Here is a 20,830-nt window from a genome sequence, read left to right on the forward strand (position 1 = left end):
TCCGAATGTCGAGTGCGCGGTGTCGTGTCCGACCTCTGCTGCGAAGATCCACTTGACCCGAAAGGACTACCGGACATGAAGTACCTGCTGCTCATCCACAGCAACCCGATCACCTGGGGCCACCCGTCGTTCCTGCACACCGAGGAGGGCAAGGCGCTGCCGAAGAAGGCCCGCGAGGCGCTCGCCGCGCAGCTCGACAAGCTGCTCACCGACCTCGACAAGAGCGGCGAGCTGATCACCGCCGTACCGCTCGACCCGCCGTCGAAGACCCGGGTGGTCCGGGTCCGCGAAGGCATCCGCGCCACCACCGACGGCCCGTACTCCGAGGCCAAGGAGCAGCTCGCCGGCGTCTTCCTGATCGACGTCGCCGACCAGCAACGCGCCGAAGAAGTGGCCGCCACCATCCCCGAGGCCGAGTTCTACGCCGTCGAGGTCCGCCCGGTCTCAGTGTTCGACTAGGCGGGCGTGGTTCTCGGTTGTGGCCAGGGCGGGGTTGAGGGCGCCGAGGGCCAGCCAGGTGGCGCCTCCGACTCCGTCGCGGGCGGTGTGGACGTCGCCGGCGAAGTGTTCCCGGATCAGTTGGCCGACCGGGGAGGACTCGCCGGCGACGCTGCCGGCCAGCACCATGGGGCCGCTGTGTGCGGAGGTCTTCAGCCGTGCGACGGTCTCTGTGAGCAGTTCGGCTGCGCGTTTCACCAGGGTTTGTGCAGTCTCGTCGTGCTGGGCGTACGCCGCGATCACCGCGGGCGCCAACTCTGCGAGCAGGACCGGTGGCCGGCTGTTCACCGTCCGCACCACATCGTCACGTAGTGAGTCGTATCCTTCACGATGTGCAACGGCAGGCTCGTCCCGATCGGGCAGGAGCGCCTGCACGACGGCCCGTTCGAGGAGGCCCAGCGGCTCCCGCAGGTCCAGCGCCTGCAGGACGCTGCGGACCGCTTCCCGGCCGAGCCAGAATCCGGATCCGTCGTCGCCGAGCAGCCAACCGTGCCCGCCGGACGTACGGAGCAGTTGATGGTTGCGCACCAGGCCGGCGTTGCTGCCGGTGCCTGCGATCAGTACGGTGCCGTCCGGCTCCGGCGTACCGGAGGCGAACGCGACCTCGAGATCACCGATGTACGCCGGGGCCACGGTGAGGCCCGCGCCGGTCCAGGCGGCCTCGAACTGCGCGGCCACCTCCGGCCGCTGCAGCGCGACGCCCCCGGCCATGCCGACGACCCCGGCCCGCACGGCCGCCGCATGCAGCCCGGCGAGCGCGGTGTGAAGCGCCTGGCCGAAGTTGGCCGCCGCACTTGCGGGATGACTGGTCGGATTGCCGCCCGCGGCAGCACCGCGACCGACTACGTTGCCCTCGGAGTCCGCGATCACGATCCGGGTGGAGGTGCCGCCGAGGTCCCCGCCCAGGACAAGTTCGTCCGACATACGCCATGCTCCAAACTGCTTACGCAACTGTCCCGAATGGGGAGATCAGACGGATGAGCCTTGACTTTAGCTGTGAGTTGAGAAAAGTTCTGTCCAGCAAACCGCAAACTCGCGCATTTGTCGGCACTTCGAGTGTCGCAACGAGCGGATCAGTCGAGGGGTGGGCCTGATGGCCGGCAGTCACATGGGGGAGACGGGCAGTACGGGCGGCGTGAGCGCGCAGGCTTATGTGCAGACCCTGATGCCGGTGCTGGCGGCGGTCACCGCCGAGATCGACGGCCCGATCCAGGACGCCGCCGAGCTGATGACGACCTCGCTGCGCGCTGACGGCGTCATCCAGGCGTTCGGTTCCGGGCACTCCGAGGCGCTCGCGATGGAGATCGCCGGCCGGGCCGGTGGGCTGATCGCGACCAACCGGATCGCGCTGCGTGACCTGGTGCTGCTCGGTGGCGAGCCGCCGGAGCTGCTCCGCAGTGCCGAGCTGGAGCGCAACCCGGAGTACTCGCGGAAGCTCTACGACCTGTCCGCGGCCCGGGCGGGCGACGTCTTCGTGATCGCCTCGAACTCCGGTGTGAACGGGTCGATCGTCGAGCTCGCGAGCGTGGTGAAGGAGAAGGGTCACCCGCTGATCGCGATCACCTCGCTGCAGCACACCGGTGGGATGGATTCCCGGCACCCGTCCGGCAAGAAGCTGATTGACTTCGCGGACGTGGTGCTCGACAACCAGGCCCCGTACGGCGACTCCGTCCTGGACCTGCCCGACGGTGCCGGCAAGGTGTGTGCGGTCTCGTCGATCACCGCCGCGCTGATCGCGCAGATGCTGGTCGCCGAGGTGCTGCGCCGGATGACCGACGCCGGCGAGACGCCTCCGGTGTACCTGTCCGCGAACATCCCGGGCGGCGACGAACACAACCACGCCCTGGAGGCCCGGTACGCGGGTCGCATCCGCCGTACGGCCTGAAGCCACCCCGACGTACTAGCCTGCCGTGATGCTTAAACGGCGGACGTTACTGCAGGGGGCGCTGGCCGGTGCGGTGCTGAGCGGTTGTTCCAAGGAGCCGGTCGCGCCGTCCGTGTCGCCGAGCAACCCGTTCACCGTGGACGGGTCTGCCTCGGTGGACGTGATCGTCACCGAGGAGTACGGCGGGTTCGCGGCGGCGGCGTACCGGAAGAAGTACGCCGGCGCGACCATCAGCCCGAAGCTGACGGCTCAGCTGTCGGACGACCTGCTGCCGCGGTTCGCGACCGGCACGCCGCCCGACGTGGTGCTCTCCACCGGCGACCAGAAGCTGACCCTCGGCAAACTGGTCAAGGACGGCCAACTCGCGGAGCTGCAGCAGCTCCTGGACGCGCCGTCCTGGGACGACCAGGCGGCCAAGGTCAAGGACCAGTTGGTGCCCGACATGCTGGAGGTCGGGCAGTTCGACGGTACGCAGCGGACGCTCAACTACATCTCGAGCGTGTACGGCATCTGGTACTCGGCCAGCCTGTTCCAGCGCAACGGCTGGGATGTTCCGCGGACCTGGCCGGACCTGCTGGCGCTCGGCTCCGACATGAAGGCGGCCGGCCTCGGCCCGTTCATCTACGCCGGTACGCACCCGTACTACCTCCTCGAACTGGTCCTCACGCTTGCGGCCAAGACCGGCGGCCCGGACGTGACGAAGCGGATCGACAACCTGGAGGACGGCGCCTGGAAGGACGAGAGCGTCACCAAGGCGATCAACGCGGTCGGCGAGCTGACCAAGCGCGGTCTGCTCGCGCCCGGCACCGCGCAGTACGACCATCTCGGCTCGCAGAAGCGCTTCCTCGCCTCCAAGGCCGGGATGCTGCCGTGCGGGAACTGGCTCGAGAACGAGATGAAGGGCCTGGTCTCGGACGAGTTCGCGCTGACCGTGTTCGCCGTACCGGCGCTGGACTCCTCGCCCGCGATGGCGAGCGGGCTGCACGTTGCCGGGACCGCGCCGTTCCTGGTCCCGGACAAGGCGAAGAACAAGGCCGGTGGGCTGGAGTACCTGCGGGCGTTGCTGTCGGCGGACGTCGCGCGGCAGGTCAGCTCGGAGTCCAAGCAGCTCACCATCGTTCGCGGCGCGGCCGACGGGCTGGAGTTGACCACGGCGCTCGGCTCGGCCCGGGACCTGCTGTCGGCAGCCGGCGACCAGATCATCAAGTGGTACTTCGACACCTGGTACCCGGACTTCGCCACCACGGCTGCCGAGGCCACCGGGCAGTTCATGGCCGGCGGGCTGCAGCAGTCCGAGTGGGCCGGCCGCATCCAGGCGGCCGCGGACAAGGTCAAGCAGGACGCCGCGGTCACCAAGTACCACCGGGACTGAGATCTGAGTTAGGTTAGGGCAACCTAACCAACCCTGTGAGGTTCGCATGCGCCCGCTGGTGCTTCTGGCCGTACTCCTGCTCGCCCTGACCGGCTGCGGAAGCGGAGCCGACGACGACGTGCCGCTGGCTGCCGCCCAGCAGGGTGGCGCGTTCCCGGTGACGATCAAGAACAAGTACGGCGACACCGTCGTCAAGCAGGCACCGCAGCGGATCGTGACGGTCGGCCTGGTCGAGCAGGACGCGCTGCTCGCGCTCGGCGACGTACCGGTGGCGACGACCGAGTGGTTCGGGGAGAAGCCGGGCGCGCTCTTCCCGTGGGCGAAGGTGAAGCTCGGTGATGGCGCCGTACCGCAGGTGCTGAGCGGCAAGGACGGGCTGCAGTTCGAGAAGATCGCCGCGCTGCAGCCGGACCTGATCATCGGGCTGTACTCCGGGATCACGGCCGACGACTACCAGAAGCTCAGCGACATCGCGCCGACGGTCGCGCAGCCGGCCGGTGTACCGGACTACGGCGTGTCGTGGCAGGTGGTGGCGCGGACGGTCGGGCGGGCGGTCGGCAGGCCGGACCAGGCCGACGAGCTGGTGAAGGGCATCGAGAAGCGGTTCGCCGACGCACGGGCCCAGCATCCGGAGTTCAAGGGCAAGACCGCGCTGATGGCGACGCCGTACGAGGGCTACTTCATCTACGGGACGCAGGATCCGCGCTCGCGGCTGCTCACCGACTTCGGGTTCACGCTGCCGGCCGGGCTGGACAAGACGATCGGGGACAAGTTCGGCGCGAACATCAGCAAGGAGCGGATCTCGCTGCTCGACCAGCAGGCGCTGGTGTGGTTCCCGACCAAGGGCGGTACGGCGAAGCTGCAGGCGGACCCGCTCTACAAGAACCTCAAGGTCCGTACCGAGGGCCGGGACGTGTTCATCGAGGAGAACTATGACGACCAGCTCTACGGCGCGACCAGCTTCGTCTCCGTACTGAGCCTGCCGATCGTCCTCGACGAGCTCGTCCCGAAGCTCGCGGCCGCGGTGGACGGAAACCCCGCAACTAACGGGTAGAACCGCGCCGCCGCCCGGCCTTACGCTCTGAAGTGGGAAGTGAGAGCGATGGCCTGGCTGACAGCATTCGGTGTGTTCCTGCTGCTCTGCGGCCTGCTCGGGCTCCTCTTGCCGAACCCGCCGCCCGCACCCTGGCGGCGTCGTATGCGTCGTCGGGTGCGTCGCCGGACCGCTCGGCTGACGGCGCGGCTGCACCGGACGACGGTCCCGGCGCCGGATCCGTTCGACACATTACGCCTGCAGACCCGCCTGACCTGCCTGTCGAGCAAGATCCGTCGGGTCGAGTCCACACCCCACGTCTACGCCCGTGCCCACCGCCTGATGGCGCTCGAGGCCGCGTACGACGACCTGCTGGACGAGGCCTGCCGCCTGGCCGGTTGCCCCGACCCGCCCGACCAGAAACGCTCCGAGGCGAAGCGCTGGCAGGAGGAGCAGGAACTGGCCGCCCGCGGCTGGACCTGGTGACTCATAGTCCCTGCGATATGACTGATCCGCCGCCCGGTGACGGGCCGGACTTCGATCGCTGGCAGAATCAGCCCCATGTCCCATGCTGCGTCTGACCCCTCCGCAGCCGGTTCTCAGCGGCGCCCGCGGGTGCTCTCCGGGATCCAGCCGACGGCGGACTCCTTCCACTTCGGCAACTACCTCGGTGCGTTGCGGCAGTGGGTTGCCCTGCAGGACGACCACGAGGCGTTCTACTGCGTCGTCGACCTGCACGCGATCACCGTGGAGTACGACCCGAAGGCCCTTCGCGAGCGCACCCGGCGGTCCGCCGCGCAGCTGCTCGCGGCCGGGATCGACCCGGAGCGGTCCACCCTGTTCGTCCAGTCGCAGGTGCCGGAGCACGCCCAGCTCGCCTGGGTGATGTCCTGCATCACCGGGATGGGCGAGGCCAGCCGGATGACGCAGTTCAAGGACAAAACCGCGAAGGGCGGCGCCGACCGCGCCACCGTCGGCCTGTTCACCTACCCGATCCTGCAGGCCGCGGACATCCTGGTCTACCAGGCCGACCGGGTCCCGGTCGGTGAGGACCAGCGGCAGCACGTGGAGCTGACCCGCGACCTGGCGCAGCGCTTCAACCACCGGTTCGGCAAGACCTTCCGGGTGCCCGAGGCGTACATCGTCAAGGAGACCGCGAAGATCTTCGACCTGCAGGACCCGAGCTCGAAGATGAGCAAGTCCGGGTCGTCGCCGGCCGGCATCATCGACCTGCTCGACGAGCCGAAGGCGAGCGCGAAGAAGATCCGCTCCGCGGTCACCGACTCCGGCCGGGACGTGGTCTTCGACGAGGAGAACAAGCCCGGCGTCGCGAACCTGCTGACCATCTACTCGGCGCTCACCGGCAAGAAGATCAGCGAGCTCGAGGACGAGTACGCCGGTCGTGGGTACGGCGACTTCAAGAAGGACCTGGCCGACGTGGTGGTCGAGTTCGTCACCCCGTTCCGGGAGAAGACGCTGACCTACCTGGACGACAAGGCACAGCTGGACGCGATCCTCGCGGCCGGTGCCGAGCGCGCCCGCGCGGTCACCGAGCCGACCCTGGCCCGGGTCTACGACCGGCTCGGTTTCGTCCACGCATGACCACTATTGGTGTCGCGATTCCGATTGCGGAGCCGTACGGTACGGAGCTGCAGAAGTACCGCTCGGACTTCGGGGACCCGATGGCCGCGTCGATCCCGACCCACGTCACGCTGCTGCCGCCGACCGAGATCGAGGCCGCCGAACTGCCGGTGATCGACGAGCACCTGCTCGCGCTGGCGGCCCGGTTCCCCAGGTTCCGGATCCGGCTGCGCGGCACGGCGACGTTCCGGCCGATCTCGCCGGTGGTGTTCGTACCGCTCGCGGAGGGCATCTCTTCGTGCGAGGTGCTGCAGTCGCGGGTCCGGTCCGGCCCGCTGCAGGTCGATCTCAAGTTCCCGTACCACCCGCATGTCACGGTCGCGCACGACCTGGACACGGATGCCCTCGACCGCGCCTACGACGCGCTCTCGGAGTACGACTGCGTCTTCGACGTCGAGTACTTCAGCCGTTACGAACACGGCGCGGACGGCGTGTGGCGGCCGCAGCGTTCGTTCCCGCTGGCAGGCTGAGGCTCCTTACCCCGGGTACAGGAGATCCATGAACCTCAAGTCGGCGTGGCAACGGTTCCGCCGGACCCAGCTGTGGCGCGCCTGGAAACGGTACGGCGACCGCCGCGGCAACCGCCTGGCCGGAGCGACGAGCTTCTTCGGGTTCCTGTCCCTGTTCCCGCTGATCGTGCTCGCGGCCGCGGTCACCGGCCCGCTGCTCGGCCACGACGCGATCGAGGCGCTCAAGGACGCGCTGCAGAAGAACCTGCCCGGGATCGGCGACAAGATCGACATCGACTCGCTGATCTCGAACGCCGGCACCATCGGGCTGGTGTCCGGGGTGTCGCTGCTGCTCACCGGCCTCGGCTGGATCGACTCGCTGCGGGCCTCGATCCGCTCGATGCACGAGCTGGACGACGAGCCCGGGAACGCCGTCAAGCTGAAGGTCGTCGATCTCGGCGCGCTGATCGGCCTCGGGCTGCTCGGCCTGATTGCCACCGGCGCCTCGTCGATCCTCACCGGGCTGTCCAAGCGGATCGTCGACTGGACCGATCTGGACGGGACCTGGCTGGCGCACTGGGGGCTCGGGCTGTGCAGCATCGTGGTCGGGATCGCGGCCGGCGCGGTCCTGTTCACGTACCTGCAGACCGCGCTGCCGCGGATCCTGCTGCCGCGCAAGGTGGTGCTGATCGCGGCGCTGGCCGGCGGCATCGTGTTCTACCTGGCGCAGCGGCTCGGGAACGTCTACGTGAACCACGTGATCGGCGCGAACGCTGCGTACGGCGCCCTCGCCCTGCCGCTCGCGCTGCTCGTCTGGATCTACCTGATGACCCGCGTGATCATGCTGGTCGCGGCCTGGACCAAGGAAGCCACCCTCGACCGCGAGCCGGCCATCGAGACTGCCTCCGAGACTGCTTCCGAGACTGCCTCCGAGATCGACTCAGAGCCTGAGCCGTTGCTGCTCGGGCCGCCCGGCAAGCGGTTCAAGGTGGTGCCGATCCCGGAACGTAAGGCCGACACCGTGGCGGTCGCCGCGGGCGCGGTGCTCGGAGCCACCGTCACCACGCTGGCCGTCCAGGCGCTCCGAGCAGTACGTACGGTCCGCCGTTCTTGACCGTCGGGTCAGTGACGGCGGCGGCGGAGGGTTCGCGGGCGGCGCAGGAACAGGCTGAGAAGCAGGACCGGCGGCGCGGCGTACACCCAGACGGGGATCCGGAACGCGAGCGACGTGACGGCCTGGCCGGGGTTGAGCGCGGCGCGGGTCGGCGGTTCGCCGGCCTTCCGTACGGTCGGCTTGTCCTGGCCGCCGGACTTGCCGGTGGACTGGTTCTTCGGCGGGGCGGCGGCCGGCTTGATCAGCGTACCGACCGGCTTGAGCTTGGCGTAGTTCGCGAACGACCAGGTCAGCAGGTTGCCGGCGTCCTCGGTGATGCCGTGCGGCGCGTTCATCATCGTCACCACCAGCGTGTGCCCGTTGCGGCGGGCGGCGCCGACGAACGTGTTCCGGGCGAGGGTGGTGTAGCCGGTCTTCACGCCGAGCGCGCCGTCGTAGCTGAACAGCAGTTTGTTCTGGTTGGCGACCTGGTAGGTGCCCTTGTTCCCGACGTTCGGGAAGTTCGTGTACTTGGTCGACGCGTACTTCGCGAAGTCCTGCCGCTGCAGTCCGGCCCGCGCGAACAGGGCCAGGTCGTACGCACTGGAGAACTGACCGTCGGCGTCCAGCCCGGTCGGGTCCGTGACGTGCGTGTCGAGCGCGTTCAGGTCCTTGGCCTTCAGGTTCATCCGCTGGATGGTCGCCGGGACGCCGCCCTGGTCGTGGGCGCAGAGCGCGTGCACGGCGTCGTTCCCGGAGGCCAGGAACATGCCCTGGAAGAGCAGGTCGACGGTGTAGTGCAGGCCCGGGTAGACGCCGACCTTGCTGCCGATGATCCCGGCGTCCGCGCTCGTCCCGATGACCGGATCGGTCTTCTTCAGCCGCGGCAGCAGGACCAGGGCGGTCAGCGTCTTGAGCGTGCTCGCCGGTCGGAGCTTGGCGTGCGGAGCCTTGGCGGCCAGCACCTGACCGGTGTCCAGATCGGCCACCACGTACGCCGATGCCTGGACGGCCGGCGGTGCCGCCCCGTTGGCGACCACCGTCGGCTTCGCGGTCATCAGCTCGCCGCCGACGGGGCCTTCTGGGCCCTGCCCGGCAGCGGTCGCTGTCAGAGGTCCGGCTCCCACCAGTGCGGCGGTAGCGCAGGCCGTCAGAAGCAAACGCATCGGCCGCACTCTAGTTCCCCACCGGTCCAGATGTCACAGTCGGGTCTCGCTGCCTGGATCGGGTACCGCATTGACAGCGGTCGCCAGGCTTGAGTCAATGGACTGGAAACAGACCAATAGGGTTTGGGAGTGGTCGGGTTGGATGTGGAGGAGCTGCGGGGACTGGTGGCGGCGGGGGTGGTCGACACGGTGCTGGTGGCGATCACGGACATGCAGGGCCGGTTGCAGGGGAAGCGGTGCGGGGCTCGGTACTTCCTCGAGGAGGTGCTGAAGCACGGGACCGAGGGGTGCAACTACCTGCTGGCTGTCGACGTGGACATGAACACCGTCGACGGATACACGATGTCGTCCTGGGAGCGCGGGTACGGCGACCTGGTGATGGCACCCGACCTGGACACGCTGCGGCTGATCCCCTGGCTCGAGGGGACCGCGCTGGTGCTCTGCGACGTGCAGTGGCTCGACGGTACGCCGGTGGTCGCCTCGCCGCGGCAGGTGCTCCGCAAACAGCTCGACCGGCTCGCTGAGCGCGGGCTGCAGGCGTACGTCGGCACCGAGCTCGAGTTCATGGTCTTCGACGACACCTACGAGACCGCCTGGACCAAGCAGTACCGCGACCTGGTCCCCGCGAACCAGTACAACGTCGACTACTCCCTGCTCGGCACCTCGCGGATCGAGCCGCTGCTGCGCGACATCCGCACCGGGATGGAGGGCGCCGGCCTGTACGTCGAGTCCGCGAAGGGCGAGTGCAACCTCGGCCAGCACGAGATCGCGTTCCGGTACGACGAGGCGCTCGCGACCTGCGACAACCACTCGATCTACAAGACCGGCGCGAAGGAGATCGCGGCGAAGCACGGCAAGAGCCTCACGTTCATGGCGAAGTACGACGAACGTGAGGGCAACTCGTGCCACATCCACCTGAGCTTCCGCAGCCCGGACGGCGATCCCGTACTGGCCGGCGACGGTGCCCACGGTTTCTCGCGCCTGATGGAGCACTTCATCGCCGGGCAGCTCGCCTGCCTGACCGAGTTCACCTACCTGCTCGCTCCGAACATCAACTCGTACAAGCGGTTCGCGAAGGGCAGCTTCGCCCCGACAGCTGTTGCGTGGGGCCTCGACAACCGCACCTGCTCGCTGCGCGTGGTCGGTCACGGCGACTCGCTGCGCGTGGAGAACCGCCTCCCGGGCGGCGACGTGAACCCGTACCTCGCGGTCGCCGCGATCGTCGCGTCCGGCCTGCACGGCATCGAGGAGGAGCTGGAGCTCGAGCCGCTGCTGGAGGGCAACGCGTACGAGTCCGACAAGGAGCACGTCCCGTCGACGCTGCGGGAGGCCGCCGCGCTCTTCGCCGGCTCGAAGCTCGCCCGGACCGCGTTCGGCGACGAGCTGGTCGACCACTACGTCAACGCCGCGCGCGTGGAGCTCGACGCGTACGACGCCGCCGTCACCGACTGGGAGCGAGTCCGTGGTTTCGAACGCCTTTAGGGCCTGTCGGGTAGTCCAGCGCCTACTGCGGGGCACTCGGCACGGCACCTCGCCGCACGGGACCGAAGGCCACGATGCTCCGCATCGAGACCTTCGCCCCCGCACGCCGAGCTACCGCACCGAGCACCTCCTCGCTACGGCCCTGGACTACCCGACAGGCCCTGAACGGCCGCCGCGGATCGGCATCACTACGTACCTCGAGCCGGCGACCTGGGGGATCTGGAACCGTGAGGCCGCGATCCTTCCGCGCGTCTACCTGGACGCGATCGCGGCCGCCGGTGGTACGCCGATCCTGCTGCCCCCGGTCGGCACCGATCCGTCGGTACTGGGCCTGCTGGACGGTCTCGTGATCGCGGGTGGATGCGATGTCGATCCAGGCTCGTACGGAGCGACGCCGCATCCCGAGACCGCCGACACCAGGCCCGGCCGGGACCACCACGAAACCGTCCTGATCCGAGAGGCCCTGGATCGGGAGCTGCCGTTGCTCGCGGTCTGCCGTGGGTTGCAGATGCTGAACGTCGCGCTGGGCGGGACGCTGCACCAGCATCTGCCCGACGTTGTCGCTCACGAAGCGCATCGCCCACAGCCGGCGGTGTTCGGTGCGGTCGAGGTCAAGACCGAGCCGGGCACGCTGACGGCGCGGATCCTCGGCGAGCGCGCGACCGGGAGCTGCTACCACCATCAGGCGCTGGACGTCGTCGCCCCGGACCTGCGGGTGACGGCCCGGGCCGGCGACGGAACGGTCGAGGCCGCGGAGGTCGCCGGCCACGACTTCGCTCTCGGTGTGCAGTGGCATCCGGAGGAGACCCTCGACGACCTGCGGCTGTTCACCGCGCTGATCGACGCATCCAGGAGAAGTACCGCATGACGACGTACGACGTGATCAACCCGGCCACCGAGAAGGTCGTCCGCACGATCCCGCTGGCCACCGAGGCCGAGGCGGACCAGGCGATCGCCAGGGCCGCGACAGCCTTCCAGACCTGGCGGAACGTGACTCCGGCCGATCGGGGACGGCTGCTCCGCAGGTTCGCCGACGCGGTCGACGCGGACCTGGAGAACCTGGCCGCGCTGGAGGTCGAGAACGCCGGGCACACGATCGGCAACGCCCGCTGGGAGGCCGGCAACGTCCGCGACGTACTGACCTACTACTCCGCCGCGCCGGAACGCCTGTTCGGCCGGCAGATCCCGGTGGCCGGCGGCATCGACCTCACCTTCTCCGAACCGCTCGGCGTGGTCGGCGTGATCGTCCCGTGGAACTTCCCGATGCCGATCGCCGGCTGGGGTTTCGCGCCCGCACTGGCGGCCGGCAACACGGTCGTCCTCAAGCCCGCCGAGCTGACTCCGCTCACCGCCATGCGCCTCGGCGAACTGGCACTCGAGGCAGGTATCCCGCCCGGCGTCTTCGAAATCGTCCCGGGTCCCGGCAAGACGGTTGGCCAACGGTTCGTCACCCATCCCGCGGTCCGCAAGATCGTCTTCACCGGCTCCACCACGGTCGGCAAGCAGATCATGGCCGGGTGCGCCGACCAGGTGAAGCGCGTGACGCTCGAGCTGGGCGGCAAGTCCGCGAACGTGGTGTTCGCCGACGCCGACCTGGAGAAGGCGGCAGCGCAAGCGCCGTACGGGGTGTTCGACAATGCGGGGCAGGACTGCTGCGCGCGGTCCCGGATCCTCGTCGAGCGATCGGCGTACGACAGGTTCATGGAGCTGCTGGAACCGGCCGTGAAGAACGTCAAGGTTGGTGATCCCAACGATCCGGCGACGGAGATGGGGCCGTTGATCTCGCAGGCGCAGCTCGAGCGCGTCGCTTCGTACGCCCAGAACCCCGCCTTTCAAGGCAATGCGCCCAGCGGTGCCGGCTTCTGGTTCCCGCCGACCGTGCTGGCGCCGGGATCGGAGCGGGCCCAGCGCGAGGAGATCTTCGGGCCGGTCGTTGCGGTGCTTCCGTTCGAGGACGAGGCGGATGCGCTGCGGATCGCCAACGACAGCGAGTACGGGCTGTCCGGCTCGATCTGGACGCGGGACGTCGGGCGGGCGATCCGGGTCGGTCGTGGGGTCGAGGCCGGCAACCTGTCGATCAACTCCAACGCCTCGGTCCGGTACTCGACGCCGTTCGGCGGCTACAAGCAGTCCGGTCTCGGCCGGGAGCTCGGCCCGGACGCGCTCGCCGCGTTCACCGAGACCAAGAACATCTTCATCAGCACGGAGGATTGAGACATGGACGTCAAGGCGCATCGGCTCGAGGGGCGCGTCGCAGTCGTTACGGGTGGCGCAAGCGGGATCGGGCTGGCCACGGTACGCCGGCTGGCCGCGGAGGGCGCGCACGTCGTGATCGGCGACCTGGACCCGGCTGCCGGCAAGGACGCCGCGGACGAGGTGGGTGGCCTGTTCGTGGCGACCGACGTGGTCGATCCGGCCGCGGTGGAGAACCTCTTCCAGCAGGCGTTCGCGACGTACGGCAGCGTGGACATCGCCTTCAACAACGCGGGCATCTCGCCGCCCGACGACGCCTCGATCCTGGACACCGGGCTGGAGGCGTGGCGCAAGGTGCAGGAGGTCAACCTGACATCGGTGTACCTGTGCTGCAAGGCCGCGATCCCGTACATGCAGCGGCAGGGCAAGGGCTCGATCATCAACACCGCGTCGTTCGTCGCGGTGATGGGCGCGGCGACGTCGCAGATCTCGTACTCGGCCTCGAAGGGCGGCGTGCTGGCGATGAGCCGCGAGCTCGGTGTCGAGTTCGCGCGGCAGGGGATCCGGGTGAACGCGCTCTGCCCGGGCCCGGTGAACACGCCGCTGCTGACCGAGCTGTTCGCGAAGGACCCGGAGCGCGCCGGGCGCCGGCTGGTGCACGTCCCGATGGGCCGCTTCGGCGAGCCGGAGGAGATCGCCGCCGCGGTCGCGTTCCTGGCCAGCGACGACTCGTCCTTCGTCACCGCCAACACGTTCCTCGTCGACGGCGGAATCTCGGGAGCCTACGTCACCCCGATCTAGTGTTAGCTCATGGTCGTTCAGGCAGATGACGCGGTGTTCCGGCCGGTCCGGGCCGGGAACCCGTTCGAGGAGACGGTCGAGCGGTTGCTGCAGGCAATCAAGCTCGGCGTCGTCGCGCCCGGCGACCGGTTGCCGCCGGAGCGCGAGCTCGCGACCCGGCTGAACGTCAGCCGGGTCACGCTCCGGGAGGCGATCCACGCCCTCACCGAGGCCGGGTACGTCGAATCCCGCCGCGGCCGGTACGGCGGCACGTTCGTCAACGAGCAGCTCCCGAAACCCCGGCGTACGTCCGCCAAACGCCTCGCCCGCGACCTGGCCTCCGGCATCGACGACGCGCTGACGCTCCGGTTCGTACTGGAGACCGGTGCTGCCGAAGCCGCCGCATCCCGCACCCTCAGCGACGCCGAACGCGACCACCTGCAACGCTGCCTCGACGAGAACGCCGCCGCCTCCCTCACCGACTACCGCCGCCTCGACTCCCGCCTGCACCTCGCCATCGCCGAGGTCACCGGCTCGCCGTCGCTGACGTCTGCGATGGCCGACGTCCGCATGCGCCTGAACGCGCTGCTGGACGCGATTCCGCTGCTCGAACGCAACATCGAGCACTCCAACGAACAGCACCGGACGATCGTCGACGCCATCCTGGCCGGCAACGCACCGGCCGCCCGCCAAGCCATGCAAGAACATCTCCAAGGCACAGCAGTACTGCTGCACGGCTTTCTCGACTGACTTCTTGACACCTGGGCCGCCCGGCTGCCTCAATGAGTTAAAGGTCTGGGGGGAGACCATTGAGGCGCCACTGTCCAGGAGGCCAGCAGTGAGCAACGACGAATCCGCCGCCCCGATGACCGACGACGAGCAACGCCTGCACCAGTTGGGCTACGCCCAGGAGCTGAACCGGACGATGTCCGGGTTCTCGAACTTCGCGGTGTCCTTCACGATCATCTCGATCCTGTCCGGCTGCCTGACCCTGTACGGGTTCGGGATGAACACCGGAGGCCCGGTACTGATCGTCTGGGGCTGGCCGATCGTCGGGCTGATGACCCTGTTCGTCGGCCTCGCGATGGCGGAGGTCTGCTCGAGCTACCCGACCGCGGGCGGCCTGTATTACTGGGCCGCGAAGCTCGCGCCGTCGAACGGCGCCGCCTGGTCCTGGTTCACCGGATGGTTCAACTTCCTCGGCCAGGTCGCGGTGACGGCCGGCATCGACTTCGGCGCGGCGTTCTTCCTGAACGCGTTCCTCGACCTGCAGTTCGGCTTCAGCGCCACGCCAGGGCACACGATCCTGCTGTTCGGGTTGATCCTGATCGTGCATGGGCTGCTCAACTCGTTCGGCGTGAAGCTGGTCGCGCGCCTCAACGACATCAGCGTCTGGTGGCACATCCTCGGCGTACTGGCCATCGTCGTCGTCCTGATCGTCGTACCGGACAAGCACCAGTCCGCGTCGTTCGTGTTCGGGCACTTCGTGAACAACACCGGCTGGGGCTCGACGTTCTACGTCGCACTGCTCGGCCTGTTGCTCGCGCAGTACACCTTCACCGGGTACGACGCGTCCGCGCACATGACCGAGGAGACGCACGACGCGGCGCGCTCCGGCCCTCGGGGCATCGTGATGTCGATCCTGGTCTCGCTCGCCGCCGGGTGGGTGCTGCTGATCGGTCTGACGTTCGCGATCCAGAGCTACGACGGGGCGCTCGACAGCTCCACCGGCGTACCACCCGCGCAGATCTTCATCGACGCCGTCGGCCAGGTGACCGGGAAGATCCTGCTGCTCGTGGTGATCGGCGCGCAGCTGTTCTGCGGGATGTCGTCGGTGACCGCGAACTCGCGGATGATCTACGCGTTCTCGCGGGACGGCGCGCTGCCCGGGTCGAGGCTCTGGCACAAGATCAACCACCGCACGCGGACGCCGACCAACGCGATCTGGCTGGCCGCCGGCGGCGCGTTCGTTCTCGGTCTGCCGTACCTGTGGAACGCGACGGCGTACGCAGCGGTCACGTCGATCGCGGTGATCGGCCTCTACATCGCCTACGTCCTGCCCACGTTGCTCCGGCTGCTGCAGGGCAACCGCTTCCAGCCCGGCCCGTGGAACCTCGGTCGCTGGAGCCGCCCGATCGGCATCGTCGCGATCGTCTGGGTCTGCTTCATCACGATCCTGTTCATGCTGCCGCAGGTCAGTCCGGTCACCGGTAGCACTTTCAACTACACGCCGATTGCCGTCCTGGTCGTGCTCGGCTTCGCGGCCGCGTACTGGTTCTTGTCGGCGCGCCGCTGGTTCACCGGCCCCAAGGTCCAGGGCACCGAGGCCGAACTCGCCGCCATCGAACGCGATCTGGAGTCCATCTGAAGACCATCCGGTGCCCCGGCACGATCGTGCCGCCCCGACTGCTCGGAACTGAGCAGTCCGGAGTGTCAGGATGGTGGCCAACACTTTTCCTCATGTGACACTCGCCGTGTCGATCGCCCTTAAGCTGTGATAATCGGCGCAGGTAATCCTTCGGGGAGCTGGATGACAGACGACGAGCTGGTTGGCCGGAGCGGACTGGTCGAGCGTGCTACCAAGCAGCTCGAGACCAGCGGAAGCGTGCTGCTGTACGGCCCGACCGGTATCGGAAAGTCTGCCCTCGGCCGGGCGCTCGTCGCGGACCGCAGCCGCGAGGGCTGCCGGATCCTCAGCGCGGCACCGTCCAACTCCGAGGCCGGCCTGCCGTACGTCACACTCCTCGACCTGCTCTCCAACCAACTCGACTTCGCGTGGCAGGTGCTGCCCGACCACCTCCGCCAGCCGCTCGAGGTGGCGCTGCTGAAGGCCAGCGCGCCAGACACGGTGCGTGACGAGCTTGCGGTACGTCTCGCCGTACTGCACGTGCTCCGCCGCCTCGCCACCACGGGGCCGGTCCTGATTGTGGTCGACGACATCCAATGGGTGGACCCGTCCAGCCTCGAAGTGCTCACGTTCTGTGCTCGTCGGCTGGACGAGGGTGTGCACCTGCTGGCGACCGAGCAGGTCGCCGACGGGGACCTCCCGATGATGGTCGACGCCTGCCCCGAGCCCGTTCTCCAGCTCGAGGTCCCGCCGCTGACCGAGCCCGATGTGCTCGGCCTCCTTCGGCAGCGCCTGTCCAGCCCGCTCCCGGTCCGTACCGCCCGTCGCATCTTCGCCGCGAGCGCCGGCAACCCGTTCATGGCTCTGGAGCTCGGCCGCGCGGTGCTGCGGCATCCGAAGAGCGTCTCGCCGAACGATCCGCTCCCGGTCTCCAGCCGCCTGAAGACGCTCCTCGGCGAGCGCCTCGCGGACATGTCGACCAGTACGCACGAGCTGCTGCTGCATGCCGCGTCGTCGCCGCGCCCGACCACGACCCAGCTGGCGCGGTCGCTCGACCGCCCGGTCGACGCCGATCTGGCCGAGGCGGAGACGCTCGGGCTGATCGACGTCGCCGCCGATCGGCTCCGCTTCACCCACCCCTTGCTGCGCGAGTTCGTGTACGCCGAGGCCACCTCGGCCGATCGCCGGCGGGCGCACGCGAAGCTCGCCGCCGTCGTCGACGAGCCGGTCGAGAACGCGACCCATCGCGCACTCGCCACCCAGGCGGCCGACGCGCACCTGGCCACCGCGATCGAGGAGGCCGCCACGGTGGCCGCCGGCCGTGGCGCGCCCGGTGCGGCCGCGACGCTCTGGCGGCTGAGCGCGGAGCGGACCCCGCTGACCGAGCCCGACGAACGTGCCCGCCGCCTGACCCGCGCCGCCGACGACGCGACCGCCGCCGGTCACATGGCCGAGTCGGCCGACATGGCGCAGCTCGCCGCCCAGGTCGCCACGACGGCGAAGACCAAGGTCCCGGCCCTGCTGCTCTGTGCGGACGCCGTGTGGCCGGAGCGGGACCGGCGGGTCGAGCTGCTCGCCGAGGCGTTCGCCGCGGCTGTGGGGCACAAGGAGCTTGAGGCCCGGGTTCGGATCGAGCTCAGCAACAGCCACTACTTCGACCGGAGCCTCGACGAGGCGCAGGAGCACGCGCGGATCGCCGAGCAGCTGGCCCGCGAGGCCGGCGACACCGAGGCGGTCGTCGACGCGTTGAGTGCGGCCAGTTCGGTGCTGGTGGTCCGCGATGCCGGCGAGTCCGCTGACGCCGTACTGCAACAGGCCGCCGAGCTGGCGAAGGGCCTGCCGCTGACCCGGACCACCATGAACGCCCGGCAGATGGCCGCGATGCAGCAGCTGTTCCGCGGCCGGACCGCCGAGGCGATCACCGAGATCAACGCGCTGGCCGACGAGGTGCGAGATCACGGCGCGATGCGCTGGCTGGCGTCCGTACTGATCTCGGCGACCGCGATCAACGAGCGCAGCGGCCGCGGTGCCGACGCGCTGATCTCCGGGCACGAGTGCTACCAGCTGATGCAGGACATCGGCGACGAGGCCGAGGTCGGCATGGTGATCGCCTGCCGCGCGGAGTGGGCCGGTGGTACCGCGTCTGCGGGCCGGCAGCTTGCCGAGTCGGCGCTGGAGGCCGTCCGCCTGGTCGGGAACGACGAGTGGACCGGCCCGGCGCTCGCCGCACTCGGGCAGATCGGCGTCCTGACCGGCGACCCACAGCACGCGGTGGAGGCGTTCGACGCGATCGCGGAGTCGGGGGAGGCGGCGATGCCGTTCGACCCCGCGGTGATCCCGTGGCACGCGGACTACGCGGAGGCACTGATCGCGGCCGGCCGGCTGGACGACGCGGCCGCCCTGATCGCCGAGATCCGCACCCGCGCCGAGAACCTGGACCGCGTCGTGGTCAAGCTCGGCCTGGACCGCGCCGAGGCGCTGCTCGTCGCCAAGCAGGGTGACCCGGCCGCCGCGCTGGAGCTGCTGGAGAAGTCGATCAGTACGGCCGGGGACCGGGTCTACCCGATCGATCTCGCGCGCGGCGAGCTGACCCGCGGCCGGATCGCCCGGCAGGCGCGGCGGCGTTCGGTCGCGCGGACCGCGTTCCTGGACGCGATCGAGCAGTTCGAGTCGTACGGTGCGTCAGCGTGGCGCGAGGTGGCGGAGACCGAGCTCGCCCGCCTCGACGTACCGAGCCGGAGCCGGCAGCCCTCGGAGCTGACCGACAACGAGCAGCAGATCGTCTCGATGGTCCGCGACGGCTCCACCAACCGCGAGATCGCCGCCGCGCTGTACCTGTCTGTGAAGGCCGTCGAGTCCCAGCTGACCCGCCTCTACCGCCGCTTCGGAGTCGCGAACCGTACCCAGCTGCTCCGCATGGTGGACCGCCCGAGTCAGAATGGCTGAGTGAAACTCGAAAGAAAGCACGCCTACGTCCTGCTCGGTATCGCGGCCTGGAACGTCGTCACGTACCTGCGTTTCATCAAGGCGCTGATGGACACCGAGGACCGCCCGACCGGGTACTACGTCGCGCACACGATCCTGATCATCGTGAACCTGCTGATCGCCGCGCTGCTCGGGACCTGGGGCGTTCGCGCGTACAAGGCAGCAAAGGCTCCGGTCAGCCCCGGACAAAACTCATCGGTGTGACCCCGAGGACCTTCTTGAAGTGCCGGGTGAAGTGGGACTGGTCGTAGAACCCGGCCAGCCTCGCCACCTCGGCCGCCGGCCGCCCATCGAGCAGGTAGCGCCGGGCCAGGTCGACCCGCCGACCGGTCAGATACCGGTGCGGCGGCATCCCGTACTCCCGGGTGAACGCGCGGACCAGATGCGCCGGATGCGCATGCACGACCTTGGCCGCGTCCTCCAGCGTGATTCCGTCCGGTACGTTCGCATCCAGCAGATCGCGCAACGCGCCGGCCACGCCCGCGTCACTCCGCTCGGTCGGCGCCACGACCTGCCGCCGCAGGTGCTGGCCGAGACGCTCCTCGATCAACGTCAGCCTGCTCTGCGCCTCCAGGTCCTCCTGGCCGCCCAGGAGCACCCCGTGGAGCTGGTGGATGCGGTGCCTCAGCATTGGGTCGACGTACTCGGGCTGATCGACCGCTGCCCCGATCAGTCCCTCTCCGAGCCGATCCGGCGCCAGGTACAGCACCCGTTTCCGGAAGCCGCCGGGGAGCACCGAGCGGCCGTCGTGCGGCACGTGCGGTGGCAACAGCGAGACCTGAGCCTGCGCGAGACCGTGCTCGTGGTGGTCCAGGTCGTACCGGACGGCGCCCTCGTCGACGATCAGCACGGTCCACGCGTCGTGCGTGTGGACCGGATAGGCGTGTGTCGGGAAGTGCGCATGCAGGACCTCGACGAGCCCGGGCAGTCCGGGCCGCCACGCCCGAACCACGGCGCCACCGCTCATACGAAGAACATACGCTCTGGGATGTGAAGGTCTATGTGAGCGCGGACATGGAAGGCGTCACCGGAGTCGTCGACGCGGAGGACGTGCAGCCACCGGGGCGCGACTACGAGCGCGGCCGGGTGCTGATGACCGAGGACGTGAACGCTGCGATCCGCGGTGCGTACGCTGCCGGCGCCACCGAAGTACTGGTGAACGACGCGCACGGCCCGATGCGGAACCTGCTGCCGGACCTGCTCGATCCGCGCGCCCAGCTGATCAAGGGCCGTCCGAAGCCGATGGGCATGATGGAAGGCCTGACCGCGGAGCACGACGCCGTGCTGTGCATCGGCTACCACGCCCGCGCCGGTGTGCTCGGTGTGCTGAGCCACAGCTTCATGGGCCACGAGATCGAGGACATCTGGCTGGACGACGAGGTCACCGGCGAGATCGGCCTGTTCCACGCGGCGGCGGCAGCGTACGGCGTACCGGTCGCGCTCCTGACCGGCGACGACACTGCCTGCGACGAGATGAAGGCCTGGGACCCGTCGGTCGCGACCGTGCCGGTGAAGTTCGCCAAGGACCGCTTCGCCGCCCAACTCGTACCGGTCGCGGAAGCCCGGAGCGCAATCGAGACCACCACCACACAGGCCCTGGCCGCCCTGACCCCGGCGACGCGACCGACCGGCCCACGCACCCTGGCCGTCCGCTGGCAGTCCGCATCAGTCACTTCCCACCTGACCGCGATCCCCGGTGTAACCCGCCGCGACGACCGAACAGTCGTGGTCGAAGCCGACATGCTTCACCTCTACCGCCTCTTCAACCTCTTCCTCCGAGTCTGCACAGCAGTCACCTCGAACCCGCCGTAGGGACTGTAAGAAGTTCGGTGTAACTCCCCGATCGTGGGAGTAGATCTGATGACCGAGATGATGTCTGACGTGGAGCACGCTGAGGAGTCGGAGC

General features: G+C 69.1%; 20 protein-coding genes. 17 read left to right on the plus strand and 3 right to left on the minus strand.

Annotation, left to right across the window (positions count from 1 at the left end; all coding sequences use genetic code 11):
* The first annotated feature begins 75 nt into the window (after positions 1-75).
* Positions 76-459 (plus strand): YciI family protein, encoded by a 384-nt coding sequence (locus ACGFI6_RS40085; protein ID WP_393127942.1) that lies wholly within the window; start codon positions 76-78, stop codon positions 457-459.
* Here the strand turns inward: ACGFI6_RS40085 and ACGFI6_RS40090 are convergent.
* On the minus strand, positions 445-1,422 hold the full coding sequence (locus ACGFI6_RS40090; RefSeq protein ID WP_393127943.1) for an N-acetylglucosamine kinase: 978 nt from the start codon (positions 1,420-1,422) through the stop codon (positions 445-447). The two genes, ACGFI6_RS40085 and ACGFI6_RS40090, sit on opposite strands and share 15 nt — an antisense overlap.
* 169 nt (positions 1,423-1,591) lie before the next feature.
* On the opposite strand from ACGFI6_RS40090, the gene ACGFI6_RS40095 reads away from it, so the two are divergent.
* The 7 genes from ACGFI6_RS40095 to ACGFI6_RS40125 all read left to right on the plus strand — a co-directional run bounded on the left by ACGFI6_RS40095 (position 1,592) and on the right by ACGFI6_RS40125 (position 7,992).
* A complete protein-coding gene (locus ACGFI6_RS40095) occupies positions 1,592-2,383 on the plus strand; it encodes a sugar isomerase domain-containing protein (protein WP_393127944.1) in 792 nt (263 codons plus the stop codon).
* A gap of 28 nt (positions 2,384-2,411) precedes the next feature.
* Positions 2,412-3,755, plus strand: coding sequence for an N-acetylglucosamine/diacetylchitobiose ABC transporter substrate-binding protein (ngcE, locus tag ACGFI6_RS40100; protein WP_393127945.1), 1,344 nt, complete (start codon positions 2,412-2,414; stop codon positions 3,753-3,755).
* Between the two features lie 46 nt (positions 3,756-3,801).
* Complete coding sequence (locus ACGFI6_RS40105; RefSeq protein WP_393127946.1) at positions 3,802-4,809, plus strand: iron-siderophore ABC transporter substrate-binding protein; 1,008 nt, start codon at positions 3,802-3,804, stop codon at positions 4,807-4,809.
* Positions 4,810-4,857: 48 nt separating this feature from the next.
* Entirely contained in the window at positions 4,858-5,274 is a 417-nt protein-coding gene (locus ACGFI6_RS40110; RefSeq protein ID WP_393127947.1) for a hypothetical protein, read from the plus strand.
* Positions 5,275-5,349: 75 nt separating this feature from the next.
* Positions 5,350-6,390, plus strand: a complete 1,041-nt coding sequence (trpS, locus tag ACGFI6_RS40115) for a tryptophan--tRNA ligase (protein WP_393127948.1) — start codon at positions 5,350-5,352, stop codon at positions 6,388-6,390.
* Positions 6,387-6,899, plus strand: coding sequence for a 2'-5' RNA ligase family protein (locus ACGFI6_RS40120; RefSeq protein WP_393127949.1), 513 nt, complete (start codon positions 6,387-6,389; stop codon positions 6,897-6,899). The genes trpS and ACGFI6_RS40120 overlap by 4 nt, the downstream gene beginning before the upstream one ends.
* Before the next feature lie 28 nt (positions 6,900-6,927).
* The gene (locus ACGFI6_RS40125; protein ID WP_393127950.1) at positions 6,928-7,992 is read left to right on the plus strand and encodes a YihY/virulence factor BrkB family protein; all 1,065 of its coding nucleotides are present in this window, start codon (positions 6,928-6,930) and stop codon (positions 7,990-7,992) included.
* An 8-nt stretch (positions 7,993-8,000) separates the two neighbouring features.
* Here ACGFI6_RS40125 and ACGFI6_RS40130 read toward each other — a convergent pair whose 3' ends face one another.
* Entirely contained in the window at positions 8,001-9,137 is a 1,137-nt protein-coding gene (locus tag ACGFI6_RS40130; RefSeq protein WP_393127951.1) for a D-alanyl-D-alanine carboxypeptidase family protein, read from the minus strand.
* A gap of 129 nt (positions 9,138-9,266) precedes the next feature.
* Here ACGFI6_RS40130 and ACGFI6_RS40135 point away from each other — a divergent pair, with 129 nt between their 5' ends.
* The 8 genes from ACGFI6_RS40135 to ACGFI6_RS40170 all read left to right on the plus strand — a co-directional run bounded on the left by ACGFI6_RS40135 (position 9,267) and on the right by ACGFI6_RS40170 (position 19,128).
* Positions 9,267-10,619, plus strand: coding sequence for a glutamine synthetase family protein (locus tag ACGFI6_RS40135; protein ID WP_393127952.1), 1,353 nt, complete (start codon positions 9,267-9,269; stop codon positions 10,617-10,619).
* A complete protein-coding gene (locus ACGFI6_RS40140) occupies positions 10,600-11,487 on the plus strand; it encodes a gamma-glutamyl-gamma-aminobutyrate hydrolase family protein (protein WP_393127953.1) in 888 nt (295 codons plus the stop codon). Before ACGFI6_RS40135 ends, ACGFI6_RS40140 begins: the two co-directional genes overlap by 20 nt.
* Complete coding sequence (locus ACGFI6_RS40145; RefSeq protein WP_393127954.1) at positions 11,484-12,833, plus strand: aldehyde dehydrogenase family protein; 1,350 nt, start codon at positions 11,484-11,486, stop codon at positions 12,831-12,833. Before ACGFI6_RS40140 ends, ACGFI6_RS40145 begins: the two co-directional genes overlap by 4 nt.
* 3 nt (positions 12,834-12,836) lie before the next feature.
* Positions 12,837-13,613, plus strand: a complete 777-nt coding sequence (locus tag ACGFI6_RS40150; RefSeq protein ID WP_393127955.1) for a 3-oxoacyl-ACP reductase — start codon at positions 12,837-12,839, stop codon at positions 13,611-13,613.
* Positions 13,614-13,622: 9 nt separating this feature from the next.
* The gene (locus ACGFI6_RS40155) at positions 13,623-14,342 is read left to right on the plus strand and encodes a FadR/GntR family transcriptional regulator (RefSeq protein ID WP_393127956.1); all 720 of its coding nucleotides are present in this window, start codon (positions 13,623-13,625) and stop codon (positions 14,340-14,342) included.
* Between the two features lie 88 nt (positions 14,343-14,430).
* Positions 14,431-15,960, plus strand: coding sequence for an amino acid permease (locus ACGFI6_RS40160; protein ID WP_393127957.1), 1,530 nt, complete (start codon positions 14,431-14,433; stop codon positions 15,958-15,960).
* Positions 15,961-16,122: 162 nt separating this feature from the next.
* Positions 16,123-18,885 carry an AAA family ATPase gene (locus ACGFI6_RS40165; RefSeq protein ID WP_393127958.1) on the plus strand — a complete coding sequence of 921 codons (2,763 nt, stop codon included), beginning with the start codon at positions 16,123-16,125 and terminating at the stop codon, positions 18,883-18,885.
* A complete protein-coding gene (locus ACGFI6_RS40170; protein WP_393127959.1) occupies positions 18,886-19,128 on the plus strand; it encodes an SCO4848 family membrane protein in 243 nt (80 codons plus the stop codon).
* On the opposite strand, the gene ACGFI6_RS40175 is transcribed toward ACGFI6_RS40170, so the two are convergent.
* Positions 19,100-19,891 carry an AraC family transcriptional regulator gene (locus ACGFI6_RS40175; RefSeq protein ID WP_393127960.1) on the minus strand — a complete coding sequence of 264 codons (792 nt, stop codon included), beginning with the start codon at positions 19,889-19,891 and terminating at the stop codon, positions 19,100-19,102. The two genes, ACGFI6_RS40170 and ACGFI6_RS40175, sit on opposite strands and share 29 nt — an antisense overlap.
* A gap of 23 nt (positions 19,892-19,914) precedes the next feature.
* On the opposite strand from ACGFI6_RS40175, the gene ACGFI6_RS40180 reads away from it, so the two are divergent.
* Positions 19,915-20,736 (plus strand): M55 family metallopeptidase, encoded by an 822-nt coding sequence (locus tag ACGFI6_RS40180; protein WP_393127961.1) that lies wholly within the window; start codon positions 19,915-19,917, stop codon positions 20,734-20,736.
* The last annotated feature ends 94 nt before the right edge of the window (positions 20,737-20,830 follow it).

Source organism: Kribbella sp. NPDC048928 (assembly GCF_043197975.1).
Taxonomy (GTDB): domain Bacteria; phylum Actinomycetota; class Actinomycetes; order Propionibacteriales; family Kribbellaceae; genus Kribbella.

Coding starts and splice junctions, on each gene's coding strand:
- ACGFI6_RS40085 (WP_393127942.1), top strand. CDS start 76: ATGAAGTACCTGCTGCTCATCCACAGCAACCCGATCACCTGGGGCCAC.
- ACGFI6_RS40090 (WP_393127943.1), bottom strand. CDS start 1,422: ATGTCGGACGAACTTGTCCTGGGCGGGGACCTCGGCGGCACCTCCACC.
- ACGFI6_RS40095 (WP_393127944.1), top strand. CDS start 1,592: ATGGCCGGCAGTCACATGGGGGAGACGGGCAGTACGGGCGGCGTGAGC.
- ngcE (WP_393127945.1), top strand. CDS start 2,412: ATGCTTAAACGGCGGACGTTACTGCAGGGGGCGCTGGCCGGTGCGGTG.
- ACGFI6_RS40105 (WP_393127946.1), top strand. CDS start 3,802: ATGCGCCCGCTGGTGCTTCTGGCCGTACTCCTGCTCGCCCTGACCGGC.
- ACGFI6_RS40110 (WP_393127947.1), top strand. CDS start 4,858: ATGGCCTGGCTGACAGCATTCGGTGTGTTCCTGCTGCTCTGCGGCCTG.
- trpS (WP_393127948.1), top strand. CDS start 5,350: ATGTCCCATGCTGCGTCTGACCCCTCCGCAGCCGGTTCTCAGCGGCGC.
- ACGFI6_RS40120 (WP_393127949.1), top strand. CDS start 6,387: ATGACCACTATTGGTGTCGCGATTCCGATTGCGGAGCCGTACGGTACG.
- ACGFI6_RS40125 (WP_393127950.1), top strand. CDS start 6,928: ATGAACCTCAAGTCGGCGTGGCAACGGTTCCGCCGGACCCAGCTGTGG.
- ACGFI6_RS40130 (WP_393127951.1), bottom strand. CDS start 9,137: ATGCGTTTGCTTCTGACGGCCTGCGCTACCGCCGCACTGGTGGGAGCC.
- ACGFI6_RS40145 (WP_393127954.1), top strand. CDS start 11,484: ATGACGACGTACGACGTGATCAACCCGGCCACCGAGAAGGTCGTCCGC.
- ACGFI6_RS40150 (WP_393127955.1), top strand. CDS start 12,837: ATGGACGTCAAGGCGCATCGGCTCGAGGGGCGCGTCGCAGTCGTTACG.
- ACGFI6_RS40155 (WP_393127956.1), top strand. CDS start 13,623: ATGGTCGTTCAGGCAGATGACGCGGTGTTCCGGCCGGTCCGGGCCGGG.
- ACGFI6_RS40165 (WP_393127958.1), top strand. CDS start 16,123: ATGACAGACGACGAGCTGGTTGGCCGGAGCGGACTGGTCGAGCGTGCT.
- ACGFI6_RS40175 (WP_393127960.1), bottom strand. CDS start 19,891: ATGAGCGGTGGCGCCGTGGTTCGGGCGTGGCGGCCCGGACTGCCCGGG.